The 17,293-nt window shown below is 69.7% G+C and carries 19 protein-coding genes; 9 read left to right on the top strand and 10 right to left on the bottom strand.

Annotated features, from left to right (window positions below):
• Position 1: 1 nt before the first annotated feature.
• On the bottom strand, positions 2-823 hold the full coding sequence (locus ABFJ78_RS31025) for a Nif3-like dinuclear metal center hexameric protein (RefSeq protein ID WP_436390097.1): 822 nt from the start codon (positions 821-823) through the stop codon (positions 2-4).
• Positions 824-854: 31 nt separating this feature from the next.
• On the opposite strand from ABFJ78_RS31025, the gene ABFJ78_RS31020 reads away from it, so the two are divergent.
• The 4 genes from ABFJ78_RS31020 to ABFJ78_RS31005 all read left to right on the top strand — a co-directional run bounded on the left by ABFJ78_RS31020 (position 855) and on the right by ABFJ78_RS31005 (position 3,663).
• Positions 855-1,412, top strand: a complete 558-nt coding sequence (locus tag ABFJ78_RS31020) for a chorismate mutase (RefSeq protein WP_436390096.1) — start codon at positions 855-857, stop codon at positions 1,410-1,412.
• A gap of 231 nt (positions 1,413-1,643) precedes the next feature.
• Entirely contained in the window at positions 1,644-2,102 is a 459-nt protein-coding gene (locus ABFJ78_RS31015) for a low molecular weight protein-tyrosine-phosphatase (RefSeq protein ID WP_436390095.1), read from the top strand.
• A 60-nt stretch (positions 2,103-2,162) separates the two neighbouring features.
• Complete coding sequence (locus ABFJ78_RS31010) at positions 2,163-2,996, top strand: SURF1 family cytochrome oxidase biogenesis protein (protein ID WP_436390094.1); 834 nt, start codon at positions 2,163-2,165, stop codon at positions 2,994-2,996.
• Positions 2,997-3,045: 49 nt separating this feature from the next.
• A complete protein-coding gene (locus ABFJ78_RS31005) occupies positions 3,046-3,663 on the top strand; it encodes an FMN-binding negative transcriptional regulator (protein WP_436390093.1) in 618 nt (205 codons plus the stop codon).
• A 297-nt stretch (positions 3,664-3,960) separates the two neighbouring features.
• On the opposite strand, the gene ABFJ78_RS31000 is transcribed toward ABFJ78_RS31005, so the two are convergent.
• Positions 3,961-4,851: a cobalamin biosynthesis protein CobD/CbiB gene (locus ABFJ78_RS31000; protein ID WP_436390092.1), complete on the bottom strand. Its 891-nt coding sequence runs from the start codon at positions 4,849-4,851 to the stop codon at positions 3,961-3,963.
• A gap of 41 nt (positions 4,852-4,892) precedes the next feature.
• Complete coding sequence (locus tag ABFJ78_RS30995; protein ID WP_436390091.1) at positions 4,893-5,576, bottom strand: FadR/GntR family transcriptional regulator; 684 nt, start codon at positions 5,574-5,576, stop codon at positions 4,893-4,895.
• A gap of 103 nt (positions 5,577-5,679) precedes the next feature.
• Between ABFJ78_RS30995 and ABFJ78_RS30990 the strand changes: the two genes are divergently transcribed.
• The 4 genes from ABFJ78_RS30990 to ABFJ78_RS30975 all read left to right on the top strand — a co-directional run bounded on the left by ABFJ78_RS30990 (position 5,680) and on the right by ABFJ78_RS30975 (position 8,475).
• Positions 5,680-6,174 carry a gluconokinase gene (locus tag ABFJ78_RS30990; RefSeq protein ID WP_436390090.1) on the top strand — a complete coding sequence of 165 codons (495 nt, stop codon included), beginning with the start codon at positions 5,680-5,682 and terminating at the stop codon, positions 6,172-6,174.
• Positions 6,171-7,538: a gluconate:H+ symporter gene (locus ABFJ78_RS30985; RefSeq protein ID WP_436390089.1), complete on the top strand. Its 1,368-nt coding sequence runs from the start codon at positions 6,171-6,173 to the stop codon at positions 7,536-7,538. The genes ABFJ78_RS30990 and ABFJ78_RS30985 overlap by 4 nt, the downstream gene beginning before the upstream one ends.
• Positions 7,539-7,648: 110 nt before the next feature.
• Positions 7,649-7,972, top strand: a complete 324-nt coding sequence (locus ABFJ78_RS30980; protein WP_436390088.1) for an ArsR/SmtB family transcription factor — start codon at positions 7,649-7,651, stop codon at positions 7,970-7,972.
• Positions 7,969-8,475, top strand: a complete 507-nt coding sequence (locus ABFJ78_RS30975) for an SRPBCC domain-containing protein (protein ID WP_436390087.1) — start codon at positions 7,969-7,971, stop codon at positions 8,473-8,475. Before ABFJ78_RS30980 ends, ABFJ78_RS30975 begins: the two co-directional genes overlap by 4 nt.
• 55 nt (positions 8,476-8,530) lie before the next feature.
• Here the strand turns inward: ABFJ78_RS30975 and ABFJ78_RS30970 are convergent, their stop codons facing one another.
• From ABFJ78_RS30970 to ABFJ78_RS30945, 6 genes are all read right to left on the bottom strand, one after another.
• Positions 8,531-9,499, bottom strand: coding sequence for an N-acetylglucosamine kinase (locus ABFJ78_RS30970; protein ID WP_436390086.1), 969 nt, complete (start codon positions 9,497-9,499; stop codon positions 8,531-8,533).
• A complete protein-coding gene (locus tag ABFJ78_RS30965) occupies positions 9,496-10,761 on the bottom strand; it encodes a 6-phospho-beta-glucosidase (protein ID WP_436390085.1) in 1,266 nt (421 codons plus the stop codon). Before ABFJ78_RS30965 ends, ABFJ78_RS30970 begins: the two co-directional genes overlap by 4 nt.
• Complete coding sequence (locus ABFJ78_RS30960) at positions 10,758-11,648, bottom strand: carbohydrate ABC transporter permease (RefSeq protein WP_436390084.1); 891 nt, start codon at positions 11,646-11,648, stop codon at positions 10,758-10,760. The genes ABFJ78_RS30965 and ABFJ78_RS30960 overlap by 4 nt, the downstream gene beginning before the upstream one ends.
• A gap of 70 nt (positions 11,649-11,718) precedes the next feature.
• Positions 11,719-12,750 carry a carbohydrate ABC transporter permease gene (locus ABFJ78_RS30955; protein WP_436390083.1) on the bottom strand — a complete coding sequence of 344 codons (1,032 nt, stop codon included), beginning with the start codon at positions 12,748-12,750 and terminating at the stop codon, positions 11,719-11,721.
• Complete coding sequence (locus ABFJ78_RS30950; protein WP_436390082.1) at positions 12,747-14,105, bottom strand: extracellular solute-binding protein; 1,359 nt, start codon at positions 14,103-14,105, stop codon at positions 12,747-12,749. The genes ABFJ78_RS30955 and ABFJ78_RS30950 overlap by 4 nt, the downstream gene beginning before the upstream one ends.
• A 23-nt stretch (positions 14,106-14,128) precedes the next feature.
• Complete coding sequence (locus tag ABFJ78_RS30945; protein WP_436390169.1) at positions 14,129-15,325, bottom strand: ROK family transcriptional regulator; 1,197 nt, start codon at positions 15,323-15,325, stop codon at positions 14,129-14,131.
• A gap of 224 nt (positions 15,326-15,549) precedes the next feature.
• On the opposite strand from ABFJ78_RS30945, the gene ABFJ78_RS30940 reads away from it, so the two are divergent.
• Entirely contained in the window at positions 15,550-16,032 is a 483-nt protein-coding gene (locus ABFJ78_RS30940) for a hypothetical protein (protein ID WP_436390081.1), read from the top strand.
• A 3-nt stretch (positions 16,033-16,035) separates the two neighbouring features.
• On the opposite strand, the gene ABFJ78_RS30935 is transcribed toward ABFJ78_RS30940, so the two are convergent.
• Complete coding sequence (locus tag ABFJ78_RS30935) at positions 16,036-17,094, bottom strand: hypothetical protein (protein ID WP_436390080.1); 1,059 nt, start codon at positions 17,092-17,094, stop codon at positions 16,036-16,038.
• Between the last annotated feature and the right edge of the window lie 199 nt (positions 17,095-17,293).

The following is a 17,293-nucleotide window of genomic DNA, read 5'->3' as shown; positions in this document are numbered from 1 at the left end:
TCTAAATCGATGTGCGCTCGGCGCGGACGTTCCACGGGTCGGTGCGCCGCGTGGAGACGTGAACGTCGACGTTACCCGCAAACGCTCGCGCCACGACCGCCGAGGCTTGCCCGCACCAGGGCCATTCGCTGGCCCAGTGGGTCAGCCCGACCAGCGCGGGCACGGCGCCGGGGTTCGCCAGGTGCTCACCGGCGGGGTGATGCCGCAGGTCGGCGGTGACGAAGGCGTCGACACCGGCCGCGGTGGCCTGCTTCAGGTAGGAGTCGCCGGCACCGCCGGAGACGGCGACGGTGCGGATCGGCCGGTCGGCGTCGCCGGCACCGAGGACGCCGGGCAGGGTCGCGGGCAGGGCGTCGGCGACGCGCTGGACGAACCGCGCGAAGGGCTCGGCTTCGGGCAGCTCGCCGAGGCGGCCGATGCCGGTGACGCCGTCTTCGTTGGGTTCGAGCGGGCCGGTGACGCGCAGCCCGATCGCCTGCGCGAGGGCGTCGGACACGCCGGGGTCGGCCGAGTCGGCGTTGGTGTGCGCGCAGTAGAGGGCGATGCCCTCGCGGATCATCCGGTGGACGAGCGCGCCCTTGGCGGTGTCGGCCGGGACGCCGTGCACGCCGCGCAGCAGCAGCGGGTGGTGGGCGACGATCAGCTGCGCGCCGAGCGCGGCGGCCTCGTCGACGGTCTCGGCGACCGGGTCGACGCAGAAGAGCACGCGCGTGACGGGCTCGGCGGGGTCGCCGCAGACGAGGCCGACGGCGTCCCACGACTCGGCGAGCGCGGGCGGGTAGGCCTGCTCCAGGACGGTGATGATTTCGGAAAGCGTGGGCACCGGGGGATCTTCGCATGTACCGTCGCGGGCCATGCGAGTACTGGCTGTGTTCATCGCGGTGGTGTCGGGCCTGGTCCTGGCTTCGGTTCCGGCTTCGGCTTCCGCGACCTCGTTGTGGCAGTTGACGGACCTGGCGGCGCAGCGCGTGGCGATCGCGGACCAGGTGGCGGCGGCGAAGTACGGAACGCCGTCCCCGATCGACGACCCGGCGCGCGAGCAGCAGATCTACGACTCGGTGTCGGCCCAGGCGCCGGCGCTGGGCCTGGACCCGGCGGACGCGGTGCGGTTCTTCCGCGCCCAGATCGAGGCGAACAAGCTGGTCCAGCGCGGGTGGTACGCGCGCTGGGACGCGCACCCGTCGGAGGTGCCGACGACCCGCCCCGATCTTTCGCAGATCCGCCCGGTGATCGACGGGTTGAACAAGGGGTTGCTGACGGAACTGGCTTCGACGCTTCCGCTGCGCGGGTCTCGTGCGTGCCCGGCCCGGCAGCTGGTGGCGGCGGGTTTCGCGGACGTGGTCCACCGGTTCGACGCGCTGCACGCGCAAGCGTTGGCCGAAGCGACGTCGGCGACCTGCCTGCCGCGCTGAGGGGCGCCCCGGCGGCGGGTCCACACCGCCGCCGCGAGCGCCGTGCGCAGCGTCAGTTGCAGTTGCCGCAGCAGCCGCAGCCCTGTCCCGTGCACTTCGAGCAGCACCCGTGCATGATCGCTCTCCTTCCGGTTCGCGTCCTCGCGTGATCGACGCTAAGTGACCCCGCGGGGCGGCGGGTACCGCCGAGCGAGCGGGTGACCGGGTGAACCAGCCGGTTACGCTCGCGACGTGACGCACCTCGTCTTCGTCTGCTCCGGCAACATCTGCCGCTCCCCCATGGCCGAGCTCGTCTTCCGCGCGAAGCTCGACGAGTCCGGAATCGGCGATGTGCGCGTGACCAGCGCCGGCACCGGCCCCTGGCACGCCGGCGAGCCCGCCGACAAGCGCGCCCGGGCGACGCTCAAAGCGCACGGCTACCCCACCGCGCACGTTGCCTCCGAGGTGTCGGACGAAGACCTGGCCGCAGACCTCCTGCTCGCCGCAGACGAGGGGCACGCCGAGTTCCTCCGGGCGCGCGTCGACGATCCGGCGAAGGTGCGGCTGCTGCGGTCGTTCGACCCGTCGGCCCCCGAAGGCGCCGAGGTCCCGGACCCCTACTACGGCGGCGACGACGGCTTCGAGGACGTCCTCGGCATGATCGAACGCGCGGTGCCCGGTTTGCTGGATTGGGTCCGTTCGCGCGGGTAACGGTCACAATCGGCGGAGGTCGGCGGGCGGGCGCACCGGGGCACGGCCTACCGTGGTGGGGTGCGGTTGCGGTTCCTGCTCAAGCCCGGGTGGCTGGCTCTGACGGTGGTGGTGTTCGCCTTCGCCATCTGCTGCTTCACGCTGCTCTCGCCGTGGCAGTTCAGCCGCAACGCCGAACGCGAGCAGCAGAACTCCGCGCTGGAGGCCTCGTTCACCGCCGCGCCGCTGCCGCTGGCGCAGCTGCTGCCGCCCGGCAGCGTGCCCGACCAGCGCACCGAGTGGCATCTCGTCTCGATCACCGGCCAGTACCTGGCGGACAAGGAAGTCGTCGCACGGCTGCGGACGGTCCAGGGCGAGGGCGCCTTCGAGGTGCTGACGCCGTTGCGGACCACCGACGGCACGGTCGTCCTGATCGACCGCGGGTACGTCCGGCTCGACAGCAAGTCCGGCGTGCTGCCGTACGCGCCGCCGCCGCCCGGGACGGTTTCCGTGACGGCCCGGGTGCGCGCCGACGAGACCGACCCGAAGAACCGGGACGCCTTCGCCGACGCGTCGACCGGCGGGCAGCTGCAGAGCTACGTCGTCGACTCGCGGGTGGTCGCGCGGGCGGGGAAGCTCGACATCCGGCCGGGGTACTTCCAGCTCGACACCGGCCAGCCCGGCGTGCTGGGCGCGTTGCCGCTGCCGCAGACGGACTCCGGGCCGTTCCTGTCCTACGCGCTGCAGTGGATCGCGTTCGGCGCGATGGCGCTGCTGGGCTGGCTGTACTTCACCGTGCGTGAGCTGAAGCCGGGCGGGGCGCTGGACGCGTCCGCGGCCCCCGCGCAGCGCCGGAAGTCCGTCGCGGAGATCCTGGCCGAAGACGAGCTCGCCGAAAGTGGCCATCAGAAATAGCTCCGAAATGGACCTTCTTCCGGGCCACTTCGGTGGTGACACTGGGGTCATGCTGATCCACCCCTGGGACGCCGCCGAAGACGCGGAGTGGCGCGAATGGCTGTCCGGGCACGACTTCGGCCAGCTGATCGCCGGCGGCAAGGGCCGCGACCTGCCGGTGGTGACCCCGGCGCACTTCGCGTTCGACGGCGCCGACACGATCATCACGCACCTGGCGCGTCCCAACCCGATCTGGCCGCTGCTGGAGGAGCACCCGCGGGCGCTGCTGACGGTGGTCGACGACTACACGTACATCCGCGCGGACTGGAACACGGCCGGCGACCCGGCGGTCGGCGTGCCGACGTCGTACTACGCGACGGTGCAGCTGGAGGGTGACGTCCGGCTGGTCGACGAGCCGGCGGCGAAGGCGGCGTTGCTGGACAAGCAGTTGCGCCACTTCGAGCCGGACGGCGCGCGGGCGCCGGTGAGCGCCGCGCCGGAGTCTTCGGACCGGCGGTTGCTGCCGGGGATCCGCGGGATCGAGTTCACGATCACGGGGGTCCGGGCGAAGTTCAAGTTCGGCGGCAACAAGACGGCCGAGGACCGGGAGCGGATCGCCGGCAAGCTGACCGGACGCGGCGCGCGGCTCGACGCGGAGGCGTTGGCCCAGTTGCGCCGCCGGGCCTGACGAGACTCACGGCCCCCGCCCTTCCCTGGCAGGGTCCCGGCAAAGTCAGGTCAGCGCGGCCGATCCGGTCGCCCGCACGTCATGAACGGGTCGTTCACCTCGTCAGACGACGTGAACGACCCTTTCATGACATCGCCGCGACGCCGGGCAGACCGCGCGGCCACGACTTTGCCGGAGCCCTGCCCTTCCCTGGGGGGCGGCCCCTTGGCCAGTCTATCGGCGCCGCCCGAGAGAACTGCCGGAACGCCCAGCCGAGCGCACCACTTGTCCACATCCACCCCCGCCTGTGGACAAGATTCAGCGCGACCGGCGCCAAAGCCCCGCAACCACCGCGAGCACCACCGAAGTAACCCCCGCCAGCCACCCGACGACCCGGGAAAGCTCCACCGCCCGCGTCACGTGCCCGGCATCCGGATTCCGCCCGACGCCCAGCACGGGCAGCTCCGCGACTCCGTGCGGGTAAACCGTCCGCCCGCCGACCCGGACCTCCAGCGCCCCCGCGAACGCCGCCTCGACGCGGCCCGCGTTCGGGCTCGGGTGGGCGATCGTGTCGCGGCGCCACGCCCGCCACGCGCCGCCCGCCGAGCCGCCGACCACCGGGGCCGCCAGCACCGTCAGCCCCGCAGCCACGCGGGTCGGGACCAGGTGGACCAGCTCGTCCAGCCGGTCGATCGCCCAGTGGCCCCGCCGGCCCACGCGGGCCCGGCGCAGCAGGCTCACCGTGCGCGCTCCGAGCAGCCCGGGGACGCCCGCCACCGCGCCCCAGACCAGCGGCGCCACCACCGCGTCCGAGGTGTTCTCCGCGACCGTCTCCACCGATGCGCGCGACAGCCCCACCAAATCCAGGCTGTCGGCCACGCGGGGGTCCAGTTCGGACAGTGTCGCGCGGGCCGGGTCGAAGCGGGACTCCTCGAGGTCGCGGGCCAGCTCCGTGCCCTGCAGGGCCAGGCCGGCCGCGCCGAGGACCGCCCACGTCGTCACTGCCGTCGCCGATGCCTGGATCAGCGGGCGGCCGCGGCCGGCGCGTTCGAGCAGCAAACCGCCGGCCACCGCGACGCCCGCGGCCACCGCGCCCGAGCGCTGCGGGAGGCGGCGGAACGCCGTCACCGGGAGCCGCCGGCGGGGGTCGCCCAGGGCGCCGTCGGCCGCCACGCCCAACACCAGTCCGATCGCGCGCGCCGCGCTCACCCGTGCCCCCCGGCAGAAGAAAACTCCAGTACCCGAGGAGGCTACTCGACCAGCGCCGCGATCTCCTCACGCGCCTGGACGACGATGTCCCGCATCGCCCGCTCCGCCCGGTCCGCCTCCCCCGCGGCCACCGCCGCGGCCACTTCCAGGTGCAGCGCGATGGCCTCGGGCTGTGGTTGGGGCGGCATCAGCCCGTGCCCGGTCCGGCCGGTGAGCACCTCCGCGACGACTTCGGACAGCTGCGCGAACATCGGGTTCCCGGACGCGGTGAGCAGCAGGTCGTGGAAGGCGATGTCGAACTCGAGGAACGTCGTGAGGTCCCCCGCCCGGCCGGTACGCGCCAGCCGCTCCCCCAGCGCACCCAGCCGGCCGCGTTCCTCCGGCGTCGCGCGCAGGGCCGCGTACCGCGCCGCGCACGGCTCGATCGCCGAACGCAGCTCGTTCAGCGTCGCCAGGGCCGCCGGCCGCGTGGGGCCGTCGAGCTGCCACCGGATCAGCCGTGGGTCGTAGTGGTTCCACTCCGCCGGCTCCCGCACGATCACGCCGACCCGGCGCTTGCTGCTGGTCAGCCGCATCGTCTCGAGCACCCGGACGACTTCGCGCGCCACCGTCCGCGAAGCGCCGAAGCGCTCCTGAAGCTCTTCGGAGCGCAAAACGGTGCCCGGCGCCAAGGACCCGTTCGCGATCGCCGCGCCCAGCGCGTCCAGTACCTGCTCGTGCCTCACCGGACCCAACCTAGCCGTCTGACTCGATTAAGTAGTACTTCATCTTGAATAAGTAGTACTTTTGAGTTTGACTCACCTGGGCACAACGAAGTGGGAGGTGCGGATGACCGTCATCGTGGTGATGGGGGTGTCAGGCTCCGGCAAGACGACGATCGGCACGGCGCTCGCGAACGCGCTGGACGTCGAGTACGCCGAGGCGGACACGTTCCATCCGCAGGCCAACATCGACAAGATGACCGCGGGGCATCCGCTGACCGACGAGGATCGCGCCCCCTGGCTCGAGGCCATCGCCGGCTGGATCCGCGACCACCAGGACACCGGCGGCGTGGTGACGTCGTCCGCGCTCAAGCGCCGGTACCGCGACGTGCTCCGGACCGGTGGCGACGTCTGGTTCGCCCACCTGCACGGCGACCGCGCGATCCTCGCCGAGCGCATGAAGTCGCGTTCGGGTCACTTCATGCCGGTGTCCCTTTTGGACTCCCAGCTCGCCGACCTGGAACCCCTCGAAGCGGACGAGCCCGGCGCGATCTTCGACATCCGCGAAACGCCCGCCGAGATCACCGAAGCCGCCCTGACCGCCTTCCGGGAGCACGCGTGAACACCGTCCTCGCCGCCGGCTGGACCGGCCACGACACCCGCCTGATCGTCGCGACCGTCGTCGCGATCGCCGTCATCGTCGTGCTGATCACGAAGGTGAAGCTGCACCCGTTCCTGTCGCTGGTGCTCGGCTCGCTCCTGCTCGGGCTGATCGCGGGGTTGCCGATCAGCAAAGTGATCGAGACTTTCTCGAAGGGCGTGGGCAGCACGGTCGCGTCCGTCGGCATCCTGATCGCCCTCGGCGCGATGCTGGGCAAGCTGCTGGCGGACTCCGGTGGCGCCGACCAGATCGTCGACACCGTCCTCGGCAAGGCCCGCGGCGGCGCGCTGCCCTGGGCGATGGCGCTGGTGGCCGCGTTGATCGGGCTGCCGATGTTCTTCGAGATCGGGCTCGTCATGCTCATCCCGGTCGTGCTGCTCGCGGCCAAGCGCACCGGGAAACCGTTGATGCTGCTGGGGATTCCGGCGGTCGCCGGGCTTTCGGTGCTGCACGGCTTGGTGCCGCCGCACCCCGGCCCGCTCGCCGCGGCCGGCGCGTTGAACGCGAACGTCGGCGTGACGCTGGCGTTCGGCCTGCTCGTCGGCATCCCGACGCTGGTCATCGCGGGTCCGCTGTTCGGCAAGGTGGCGGCCCGGCTCGTCCCGGACGCGACGCCGCCGGAGCGCCTGATCCCGGAGCGCGCCGACACCGGCAAGCCGCGCCCGAGCTTCGCCGTGACGCTCACGACGGTGCTCCTGCCGGTCGTGCTCATGCTGGCGAAAGCGCTCTCGGACATCCTGCTGGCCAAGCAAAACCAGGCGCGCCTCGTGCTGGACTTCGTCGGTGACCCGCTGATCGCACTGCTGGCGGCGGTGCTCGTCGGCATGGTGCTGCTCGGCCGCCCGGCCGGCCTCGACCGCGCGCGGCTGTCCACTGTGGTCGGTGAGTCGCTGGGCCCGATCGCGGGGATCATCCTGATCGTCGGCGCGGGCGGCGGCTTCAAGCAGACGCTGGTCGACGCGGGCGTCGGCGACGTCATCACGGGCTTGGCGAAGGACGCGCACCTGTCGCCGCTGCTGCTCGGCTGGCTGGTCGCGGTGGCGATCCGCCTGGCGACGGGCTCGGCCACGGTGGCGACCGTCTCGGCGGCAGGCATCGTGGCCCCGCTGGCGGCGACCATGGACCCGTCGCACAGTGCCCTGCTGGTCCTGGCCATCGGCGCCGGCTCGCTGTTCTTCTCACACGTCAACGACGCCGGGTTCTGGCTGGTCAAGGAGTACTTCGGACTCTCCGTGGGCCAGACGTTGAAGAGCTGGTCGGTGATGGAGACGCTGATTTCGGTGGTCGCGATCGCCCTGATCCTCCCCCTGTCCCTGGTCGTCTAAAGCGGCACTTTCCCCGTGAAAGTGTTCCGGAGGTGCGGCCTCCGGAACACTTTCACGGGGAAAGTGACGACTCTTGACATGTGACCTTTTGGTCACCTATTCTCGCTGACGTGCCCGACGACGACCTGGTGTTCAAGGCGCTGGCGGATCCGACCCGCCGGTTCCTGCTCGACCTGCTCTTCGAGCGCGACGGCCGCACGCTCACCGAGCTGGAGACCCAGGTCGAGATGACCCGCTTCGGCGTCATGAAGCACCTGAAGCTCCTGGAAGAGGCCGGGCTCGTCGTCGCGCGGAAGGAAGGCCGGGAAAAGCGGCACTTCCTCAACCCGGTGCCCATCCGGCAGATCCACGACCGGTGGATCGACAAGTACACCGAACGCCACGTCAGCGCGCTGCTCGACCTCAAGAACGAACTGGAAGGCGAAGAACCATGACGACCACCGTGCAGGTCCACCGCGTCTACATCAAGGCCACCCCGGAGCGCATCTGGGAAGCCATCACCAAGCCCGAGTGGACGCGGAAGTACGGCTACACCGGCCTCGCCGACTTCGACCTCAAGGTCGGCGGCAAGCACCGCACCCGCCCGACGCAGGAGTTCATCGACGCCGGGTTCACCGGGGACCTCGTCGACGGCGAAGTGCTCGAAGTCGACCCGCCGCGCAAGCTCGTCATCACCTGGAAACTGCTGATGGGCCCGGAAGGGATGGGCGCCGAGCCCTACACCACGCTCACCTACGACATCGAGGCGACGAAGACCGCCGGCACCAGACTGACCGTCACCCACGACGTCACCGGCGCGCCGCTCACCGCCGAGATGGTCGGCGGCGTGCACGAGGACGTCAACGCCGGGCCGGGCGAGAACGCCGGTGGCGGCTGGGCCTGGGTGCTCTCCGACCTCAAGTCCCTGCTGGAGACCGGCGAAATCCTGGTGCCGTAAGGGGGTCTGGCGGGGCCTGTCTCGCGCCGCTTCGAGGCAGGCCCCGCCAGGGTCTTCAGACGCGCTGGGTCGCCGCCTTCAAGGCCGCCTTCGCAGCCTCGGACGCGCCCAGCGTGTCGAGTCCGAACAACGCCGCTCCCACCACGGGGTTCACGTCGACGACGCGGACCACCGCGCGCGGCGCCACCTTCAGGCACCGCTTCTCGATCTCCGCGATGACGGCTGCGCCGATGCCGGTCAGGACGCCGCCGCCGAGCACGATCTCCGGCGCGTCCTCGGTCAGGTCCAGCTCGCGCAGGATCACCGCCGCGAAGACGCTGACCTCCTCGACGAACCGGGTCACGATCTCCTGCGCGACCTCGTCGCCCGCCGCGGCCACTTCGAACAGCAGCGGGCACAGCCCGTGGATCGACGCCGCGTCGATCTCCTCGAAGTGCAGGCCCTGCACCACGTCCAGCAGCGTCGGCTTGCCGAAGTACGCCGCCACCGCGGGCATCAACGCGGTCCGCGGCCCGCGGCCGTCCTCGGCGCGCACGGCCCACCACAGGGCCTCCTCGCCGAGCCGGTAGCCGCCGCCCCAGTCGCCGGAAATCTTGCCCAGCGCGGGAAAGCGGTGGACGCGGCCGTCCGGGCCGACGCCGGCGCCGTTGATCCCGGCGCCGCACACGACCGCGACCCCCACCCCCGCGCTGCCCGCCCGGAGCAGCGCGAGGGTGTCGTTGCCGACCGTCAGGGTGTCGCTCCACCCGCGCGCGGACAGCGCCGTGTGCAGCGCCTCCTCCTCGCGCGGGAAGTCCAGCCCGGCCAGGTACGCCGAAGTGTGCACGGCGAACGGCTTCTCCCCGAAGTCCGGGTAGGCCTCCAGGACCAGGCCCTCCAGCGCCGTGACGCAGGCCGCGACGCCGATGTTCTGCGGCGACGCGCCCGGGCCGCGGGACTTTCCCAGCACCACGCCGTCTTCCGAGATCACCAGGACCTCGGTCTTGCTGTTGCCGCCGTCGATCGCGATAATCGCAGGCTTCATCCGCGGGCCCAGGGCAGGTACTCGCGGTTGATCTGCACCAGCGAATCGGCCAGCGTGTCGGCCTTCGTGTACTGACCGACCAACGGGTGCGCCAGCAACGCGTCCGCGACGCGATCCCGGCCACCCTTGATCGCCGCCTCCAACGCGAGGAACTCGTAGGCCGTCGTCGCCGAAATGAGGCCCGAGAACTGCGGCTCCACCGGGGGCTGCGGAATCGGCGTCGCCCCCTTCGAGTCCACAATGGATCGCGCCTCGATGACGGCGTCGTCCGGCAGGAACGGGAAGGTCCCGTCGTTGCGGACGTTCACCACGTGCTCCTCGGCAGGCCCGCCCGCGGTCAGCGCGTGCACCAGCTGCACGGCGGCTTCCGAGTAGTACGCGCCGCCACGCTTTTCGAGCGACTCCGGCTTCGTGTTCTGCTCCGGGTCGAGGTAGATCTTCAGCAGCTCTTCCTCGACGTCGGACACGACGTCCGCGCGCGGCCGCTCGGTGCGCTGCTTGGTGACCTGCTCGTCGTGCGCGTAGAAGTACTTCAGGTAGTACGACGGCACGACGTTCATCCGCCGCAGCCACTTCTCCGGCACACTGACCTCATCGGACAGGTAGTCGAGGTGCTCCTCCAGCAGCTCCGGCAGCCGGTCGACGCCGTCGACGAGCGCGCCGCGCTCCCAGCTCAGGTGGTTCAGTCCGGTGTGGACGAGCTTGACGTCGTCCGCGCCGACGCCGAGCAACTTGCCGAACTGGCGCTGCAGGTTGATCGCGACGTTGCACAGCCCCACCGCGCGGTGGCCCTCGTTGAGCAGGGCGCGGGTGACGATGCCGACCGGGTTGGTGAAGTTGACGATCCACGTGTCGTCGCCGGCGATCTTGCGAACGCGGTCGGCGATGTCGAGCACCACCGGGACCGTGCGCAGCGCCTTCGCCAGGCCGCCCGCGCCGGTCGTCTCCTGCCCGACGCAGCCGCAGGCGTGCGGGAACGTCTCGTCCGAGCGGCGCGCCCGCTGCCCGCCGACCCGCAGCTGGATCAGCACGGCGGAAGCGCCGTCGACGCCCTCTTCCAGCGACTGCGTGGTCCGCACCCGCGCCGGGTGGCCGGCGTGGTCGAGGAGCCGCTGGCTGAACCCGCCGACCGCCTCGACGCGGTAGGCGTCCGGGTCGACCAGCACGATCTCGTCGACGTCCAAAGTGGACCGTCGCCCGGCGATCCCGTCGATCAGCTCCGGCGTGTAGGTGGACCCGCCACCGACGACTGCCAGCTTCATCCCTTGACTCCCGTGAATGTGATGCCCTTGACGAACGACTTCTGCGCGAAGATGAACAGCACGATCACCGGCGCCATGATCAGCGCGGTCGCCGCCATCGTCATGTTCCACTCGACGTGGTGCATGCCGCGGAAGGACGCGATCGCCAGCGAAAGCGGCCAGTGGTCCTGGTTCTCACCGGTGTAGAGCAGCGGCCCGAAGTAGTCGTTCCAGGTGAACAGGAAGCAGAACATCGCGGTGGCCGCGATCCCCGGCTTGGCCATCGGAATCAGCACCCGGACCATCGCCTGGAACTCGTTGCAGCCGTCGATCTTCGCCGCCTCGATGTAGTCCTTCGGAATGGTGAGGAAGAACTGGCGGAGCAGGAAGATCGAGAACGCGTCGAAGAAGAAGTACGGCACGATCAGCGGAACCAGCGTGCCGGTGAGTCCCATCCGGACCCACAGGTCGTACAGCGGCACGACGGTGACCTGCGGCGGCAGCAGCATCGCGGCCACGGTCAGCATGAAGAACAGGTTCTGCCCGCGCCACCTCAGTTTCGCCAGCGCGTACGCCGCCGGGATCGCCGAAAGCAGCGCGCCCGCCGTCGCCAGCGCCGAATACAGCAGGCTGTTGCCGAAGTATTCGAGCAGCGGTGCCTTCTGGAACACATTGACGAAGTTCTCGAAGTGCCATTCCGTCGGCCACAGGCTCGCCGTCATCGCCTGGTCGCTCGCCATCACCGCGGTGAGGAAGACGAACAGGATCGGCAGCATGAAGATCACGCCCATGGCGATGCCGACCGAATGCAGCGCGATGAACGACAGCCGCTTGTCCCAGTTCCGCTTGAACCGCACCTTCGGCGGTACGCCCGCGTCGCGCTGCGGCGCTTCGGCCACGGCGGTCATGCGCCCGCTCCGATCTTGCGGGACACCCGCACCCGGTCGGGCGCATGAACAGGCTGTCGCAAAGGTATGTTCATGCGCCCTCCTCCTGGTGCTGGGACTTCCGCAGCTGCCGCACGAGAATCCACGTGAAGGCCGCGGAAACGATGAACAGCAGGACGGCCATCGCGGCCGCGTAGCCCATGTTGAAGTAGCGGAAACCCTGGACGTACAGCCAGATCGGGTACGTCAGCGTCGAGTTCTGCGGCGCCCCGATGAGCTTCGAGTTGCCGGCGACGTCCGCGGTGCCCGCCGACGCGGACGCGGCGACGATCGCCTGCGTGAAGAACTGCAGTGCGTAGATGATCGAGTTGACCACGCCGAACAGCAGCACCGGCGAGATCGACGGGAGCGTGACGTGCCAGAACCGGCGGATCGGGCCGGCGCCGTCGAGCTCGGCGGCCTCATATTGCTCGGTCGGGACGTCGAGCAGCGCGGCCAGGATGATGATCATCAGCTCGCCGGAGCCCCACAGCGCCAGCAGCGTCAACGCCGGCTTCGACATCGCCGGGCTGTTGAACCAGAGCCCGCCGTCGATGCCGACGAGCCGCAGGAACCGGTTGACCGGGCCGAACTCCGGGTTGAACACGAAGACGAAGGCCAGCGTCGCCGCCGCGGGCGGGGCGAGCGTCGGCAGGTAGCACAGCGTCCGGACCAGGCCGACGCCCGACTTGAGCCGGGAGATCACCGAGGCGACGCCGAGGGAGAACACCACGCGGCAGACCGTCAGGACGACGACCAGCCACAGCGTGTTGTACGCGGCCGTGCCGACCAGCGGCTCGCTGGTGAACATCCGGACGTAGTTGTCGAAGCCGATGAACACCGGCGGGTTGATCAGGTCGTACCGGGTGAAGGAGTAGTAGACCGTCGCGATCAGCGGGTAGCCGAAGAAGATGAGGAACCCGACGAACGCGGGCGCCATGAAGAGGAAGACGGTCCGGCGGCGCTTGGCCCGGCGGGCCCCCGCCCGCGCCTTGCTCGGCGCGGACGGGGTTCCGTCGGTTTCGACAGCGAGCGTGCGGGGCGAGGTACTCGTCACCGCCGAGACCCCATCGGACAGAGTCATCCGCCCGCGCCCTTCTGCTTCAGTTCGTCGTCGATCTGCGCGTCGACCTTCTGCAGCCCCGCGGTCAGGTCGGGCACCGCGCCGGCCTGCCACTTCTCGGCGAAGTCGTTGACCGCCTTGAGGTGCGCGTCGCCGATCGGGGTGGTCTGGTTGGCCACCAGCTTGCCGCTGTCGTAGATGTCGAGGAAAGTCTTGAACTGCGGCTGCAGGTCCAGCCGCGGCGAGGTCAGCGACGCCTTGGTGCTGGGCACGTTCTTCAGGCCGTTGGCCATGTCCACCAGGGTGTCGGTGTCCAGGGTGACCTGCTTGATGAGCTCCCACGCGGCGCCGGGGTTCTTGGCGCCCTTGGGGATCGCGATGATCGTGCCGGTGGTGAAGCCGCCGCCGTAGTGGTCGGCCATGGTGTCGAGCACCGGCGCGGGCGCGGTGCCGTAGTTGACGTTCGGCGCCTGGTCCTTGAGGAACGCGGTGCGGAACTCGCCGTCGTAGATCATCGCCAGCTTGCCCTTGTGGAAGCCGTGGTCGGCGGAGTACTCGTCACCGAGGCCGGCCTTGAACTGCTCGACCTTGTCGTGGCCGCCGTAGAAGTCGATGAGCTGCTTCTGGAACTCGAACATCGCCTTCCAGCCGGGGTTGGTGGCGAGGTCCGACTTGCCGTCCGGGCCGAGGAAGGGCGCGCCGAAGTTCGGCGCCCAGTACTGGGCCTGGTTGGCGTAGAACGGCATCGAGGGCAGGAAGCCGGCGACCTTGATCGACCCGTCCGGGTTGAACTCGGTGAGCTTCTTGGTGGCCTCGAACAGTTCCGACGTCGTCTTCGGCGGCGACGTGATGCCCTTCGCCGCGAACATGTCCTTGTTGTAGTAGAGCCCGTAGACGTCGGCGAGCATCGGCATCGCGCACCGCTTGCCCTGGTACTCGGTGTAGTTGCGGACCGCTTCGGGGATTTGGTTCAGGTCGATCTTGTCGCGGTCGATGTAGGGCTTCAGGTCCTGGAAGCTGCCCGTCGAACACCAGGCACCGAGGTTGTCGGTGTAGAAGGAAATCGCGACGTCGGGTGGGTTGCCGCCGCGGATCGACTGGGTGAGCTTGTCGTCGTCCTGGTTGCCCTCGTGCTTGATCTCGATGTTCGGGAACTTCGTCTTGAGCTTGTTGAGGCCCGCCGTGACCACGCCGTACTCGCGGTCGGTGAACTTGGAGTACACGGTGATCGTGATCTTGTCGTCCTTGCCGGGCGCGGCCGCCGCGTCACCCCCGCTCGGAGCGGCGGCGCCGGAACAGGCGCTGGTCAGCAGGACGGACGCCGCGGCGGCGGCCACCAGCAGGGCGCCGCGGCGGGTCCGGGTGGTAGGGGGCATGGCCCTCCTCCTCATCGGTCGGTCTACTCGGTCGGGGACGGGTGCTTTCGTCCTCGGGCCTGCGACCCGAGGAGCGTGGGGGTGACGACGCCGAAGACGTCTTCACGGGCGGTGGCCAGCGCGGACTGCAGCGCGCCGGCGCGAACGGCGTTGCCCTGCACGGAAGCGCAGCCGACGGGCGTGCGCGGCAGGACCAGTTCGTGCAGCTTTTCCTGCACCAGCGCGGCGAACTCCTCGCCACCGGCGCGGCTGGTGTCCCCGCAGAGGAGCACGAGCTGCGGGTCGGCGACGGCGACGAGGTTGGCGACGCCGCCGGCGACCCTTCTCGCCAGATCGTGTCGGAAAGGGTGGTCCGGTCCGGTTTTCGCCACGGCATCCCAGGCGGTTGCTGCTTCGATGCCATGCGCGGCGGCGAGCCGGCAGATGGCGGGCGAGTCGACGAGGTTGCCGAACCGGGCGCCGGCTTCGGGCCAGACGTCCCCGGTGTCCACAGTGGCCGGATCGGGCACGCGCATCCAGTCGATCTCGCCACCTCCGCCGGTGGCACCGCGCAGCAGCCGCCGTCCGATGACGACGGCGCCGCCGACGCCTTCGGACAGCCAGACCATGACGAAGTCGTCGACGTCCTGGGCCATCCCGACGCTCATCTCCTCGACGGCGACGAGGTTGACGTCGTTCTCGATGAGGACGTCGACGCCGAGCTCGTCGGAGAGCTTCTGCGGGACGTCGAAGCCGAGCCAGCCGGGGATGTGCGGGGCGGAGGAGAGCAGGCCGGTCCGCGGGTCGAACGCCCCCTGCGCGCCGATCACGACGTGGGCCAGGTCTTCTCTTTTGATTCCGGCTGCTTCGGCGACCTGGCTCAGGGCTTGGCCGAAGGTCCCGACGACATCGGCGCCGGCGTGCACGGGCAGCGGCGTCCGGTGTTCGGCGAGCACGACCCCGGCGACATCGGCGACGACGAAGTCCGCGACGTGCGGCGTGAGATCGACGGCGGCGACGAAGGCGAGGCTGCCGTTGGCGGCCCAGAGCTGGGCCCGCGGCCCCCGGCCACCGCCGCGGACACCGGCCTTGACGACGAGGTTGTCCAGCTCGAGCCGGGTGATGAGCTGCGCGGTGGCGGGCTTGGACAGCCCGATGGCGAGTTCGAGTTCGGCGCGGGTCAGCGGGCCTTCCCGAAGGAGGACCTCGATGGCGGCGCGATCGTTGATCTCGCGCAGCATCCGCGGGCTACCGGCTCGCACTCGTCGCTCCCGACTTAATTAGGATACTTTACAGACGGTTTCCGGGGACTGTAGTGAGCCGGAGCACAGCCGTCAACGGTCTGGTGAAACGAGCAGGTAACGCCTCGCCGGGCGGTGGGCCACGTGGCGGAAACACCGGTGAACGAGTTTCGCCGGTGGTCCGGGGCCCGGTATCTGCTTGCGCGCCCGAGGACGCTGGGGGCATGGAGACGACCGGCCCGCCCGTGGACGTGCTCGGCTGCCCGGTGCCGATCGCGCGGTTCGTTGCGCGGACCGACCTCGCCGTGGTCGCGCTACAGCATGTCGTCGCCTACCCGGCCGGCTGTACTTTCGTCGTCCACCTGACCGTGCGGCGGGGCTCGCTGGACACCGTGACCTGGGAAAACATCGCCGACAGTCACGCGGGCGGCTACCCGGGCCCGACTGACGCCGGCCTGCAGTTCCGAGTCAGCCGAGGCACCCTGACGGAGATCGGCGGCGGCGCGAGCTACGACGACCGTCGCTACCGAGGCGACCGGCAGCTGTGGCTCAGCCCGCTGCCGGCCGAGCCGGTCGAGTTCAGCGTCGAGTGGCGGAAGGTCGGCCTCGCCCGCACCGCGACCACCATCGACGGACGAGCCGTCGCGGCGGCCGCGGCGCGGGCCGAGCCGTACTGGCCTACTCCTCCGCGTCCGCCCAGGCCTTGAGCATCACGCGGGCGCCGGACGAACTGCCGGAACCGCTCCGTCGGCTTTCGCCTGTCGTTCGACGCCGGTAGCCCACTGGCCGAACTCTCTCCTCAACCATTCCTTGGTTTCGTCCGTTACATAACCGCGAACGTCGTCGACCAGCGGTTCGACCGCATGCTTCTGCACTTCCTCGTGCTTCTCCGGCGCCGGGCAGATGAACACCGCGAGCAGGCGAAGGTTTCGCAGCAGTTCGTCGCTGGTCAGAGCGCCGAGCAGAGGCGAGTGTGCGATCAAGGCGGCTTTGAACGCTCCCCATGCCTTGTCCACGATCATCCCGACCACCTGCTCAGTGAGCTGTGGCCGTTTCTCCTGCCTACTGGACCGGAGGACCGCCTCGACAATGAGCTTCTTCGCCGTGTCGGGAATTTCGTCGAACACCTTGCGGAACTTCTCCAAGACCATCACGAAGCCGATGAACAGGTCGCACCAGCCGTGATCGGCCAATTGCAGGCGAATCGCCTTGACCTCCGCGGGACTTCCCTCGATGTTTTCGACGATGTCCCGCCAGATCTCCTGGGTCATCGCCCGTGCAAGAGCGTCCACCTGATCCACCACTGGCGACCACTCTGAGTGCTCTGGCAGCGAGGCCGGTTGCCCGATGTCGATAGTCACGGGAGAAGGAGTGTCACCCGCGTGCTCAAGCCGAGGATCAGCTCCAGGCAGTGCGAGCGGTCGGTCATCCGGCGATCGCTCCGGTGCGGAATCGGCATCCGGGCGTTGCGTCGGAACTTCGGCCGCCTGCTGGTCATTCCACGCGAGCCAGCGGGTGCAGTCGAACCGCAGCAAATCCATGATCGCGGCCTTGGCTTTGTTGCCAACCTTCGCGCCACGCTTCGAAGACCACCATTCCCTCAGCTTTTCGCTGATCTTCGAGCGTTCGGCCTCCCGGACCCGATCCGGTTCCCGAGCGAGCCTGGTCCAACCTACCCAGCCGTGTTGTGAACCACCACAGTTCCCGCACTTGCAGACGTGCCCTTTGGCCTTTTCGCAGATCGGCGGATGTTTCCTGGTCGATGCCATCGGCTGGCCCCTCGTTCGACAACCCACCCTGCTCGATCTTCCGAGCGATCGGGGAAGCGACATACCGCCACGCTGGTAGTCACCGAGTTGCCGTTGGTAACGAGATTTGGCCTCACAAAACCCTCGCGTCACTTTCACCGCAAGGACCTCGGACGCCGCACCCGATCGGGTGAGAGGTGCCGTGAGAGCGTGCTCTCAC

The organism is Amycolatopsis sp. MEPSY49, assembly GCF_051337345.1.
Taxonomy (GTDB): domain Bacteria; phylum Actinomycetota; class Actinomycetes; order Mycobacteriales; family Pseudonocardiaceae; genus Amycolatopsis.
This window is presented reverse-complemented; position numbering and strand designations above follow the sequence as displayed.

Coding starts and splice junctions, on each gene's coding strand:
- ABFJ78_RS30940 (WP_436390081.1), top strand. CDS start 15,550: ATGGAGACGACCGGCCCGCCCGTGGACGTGCTCGGCTGCCCGGTGCCG.
- ABFJ78_RS31020 (WP_436390096.1), top strand. CDS start 855: ATGCGAGTACTGGCTGTGTTCATCGCGGTGGTGTCGGGCCTGGTCCTG.
- ABFJ78_RS30990 (WP_436390090.1), top strand. CDS start 5,680: ATGACCGTCATCGTGGTGATGGGGGTGTCAGGCTCCGGCAAGACGACG.
- ABFJ78_RS30955 (WP_436390083.1), bottom strand. CDS start 12,750: ATGACTCTGTCCGATGGGGTCTCGGCGGTGACGAGTACCTCGCCCCGC.
- ABFJ78_RS30945 (WP_436390169.1), bottom strand. CDS start 15,325: ATGCTGCGCGAGATCAACGATCGCGCCGCCATCGAGGTCCTCCTTCGG.
- ABFJ78_RS30935 (WP_436390080.1), bottom strand. CDS start 17,094: ATGGCATCGACCAGGAAACATCCGCCGATCTGCGAAAAGGCCAAAGGG.
- ABFJ78_RS30975 (WP_436390087.1), top strand. CDS start 7,969: ATGACGACCACCGTGCAGGTCCACCGCGTCTACATCAAGGCCACCCCG.
- ABFJ78_RS30970 (WP_436390086.1), bottom strand. CDS start 9,499: ATGAAGCCTGCGATTATCGCGATCGACGGCGGCAACAGCAAGACCGAG.
- ABFJ78_RS31005 (WP_436390093.1), top strand. CDS start 3,046: ATGCTGATCCACCCCTGGGACGCCGCCGAAGACGCGGAGTGGCGCGAA.
- ABFJ78_RS30960 (WP_436390084.1), bottom strand. CDS start 11,648: ATGACCGCCGTGGCCGAAGCGCCGCAGCGCGACGCGGGCGTACCGCCG.
- ABFJ78_RS30965 (WP_436390085.1), bottom strand. CDS start 10,761: ATGAAGCTGGCAGTCGTCGGTGGCGGGTCCACCTACACGCCGGAGCTG.
- ABFJ78_RS30950 (WP_436390082.1), bottom strand. CDS start 14,105: ATGCCCCCTACCACCCGGACCCGCCGCGGCGCCCTGCTGGTGGCCGCC.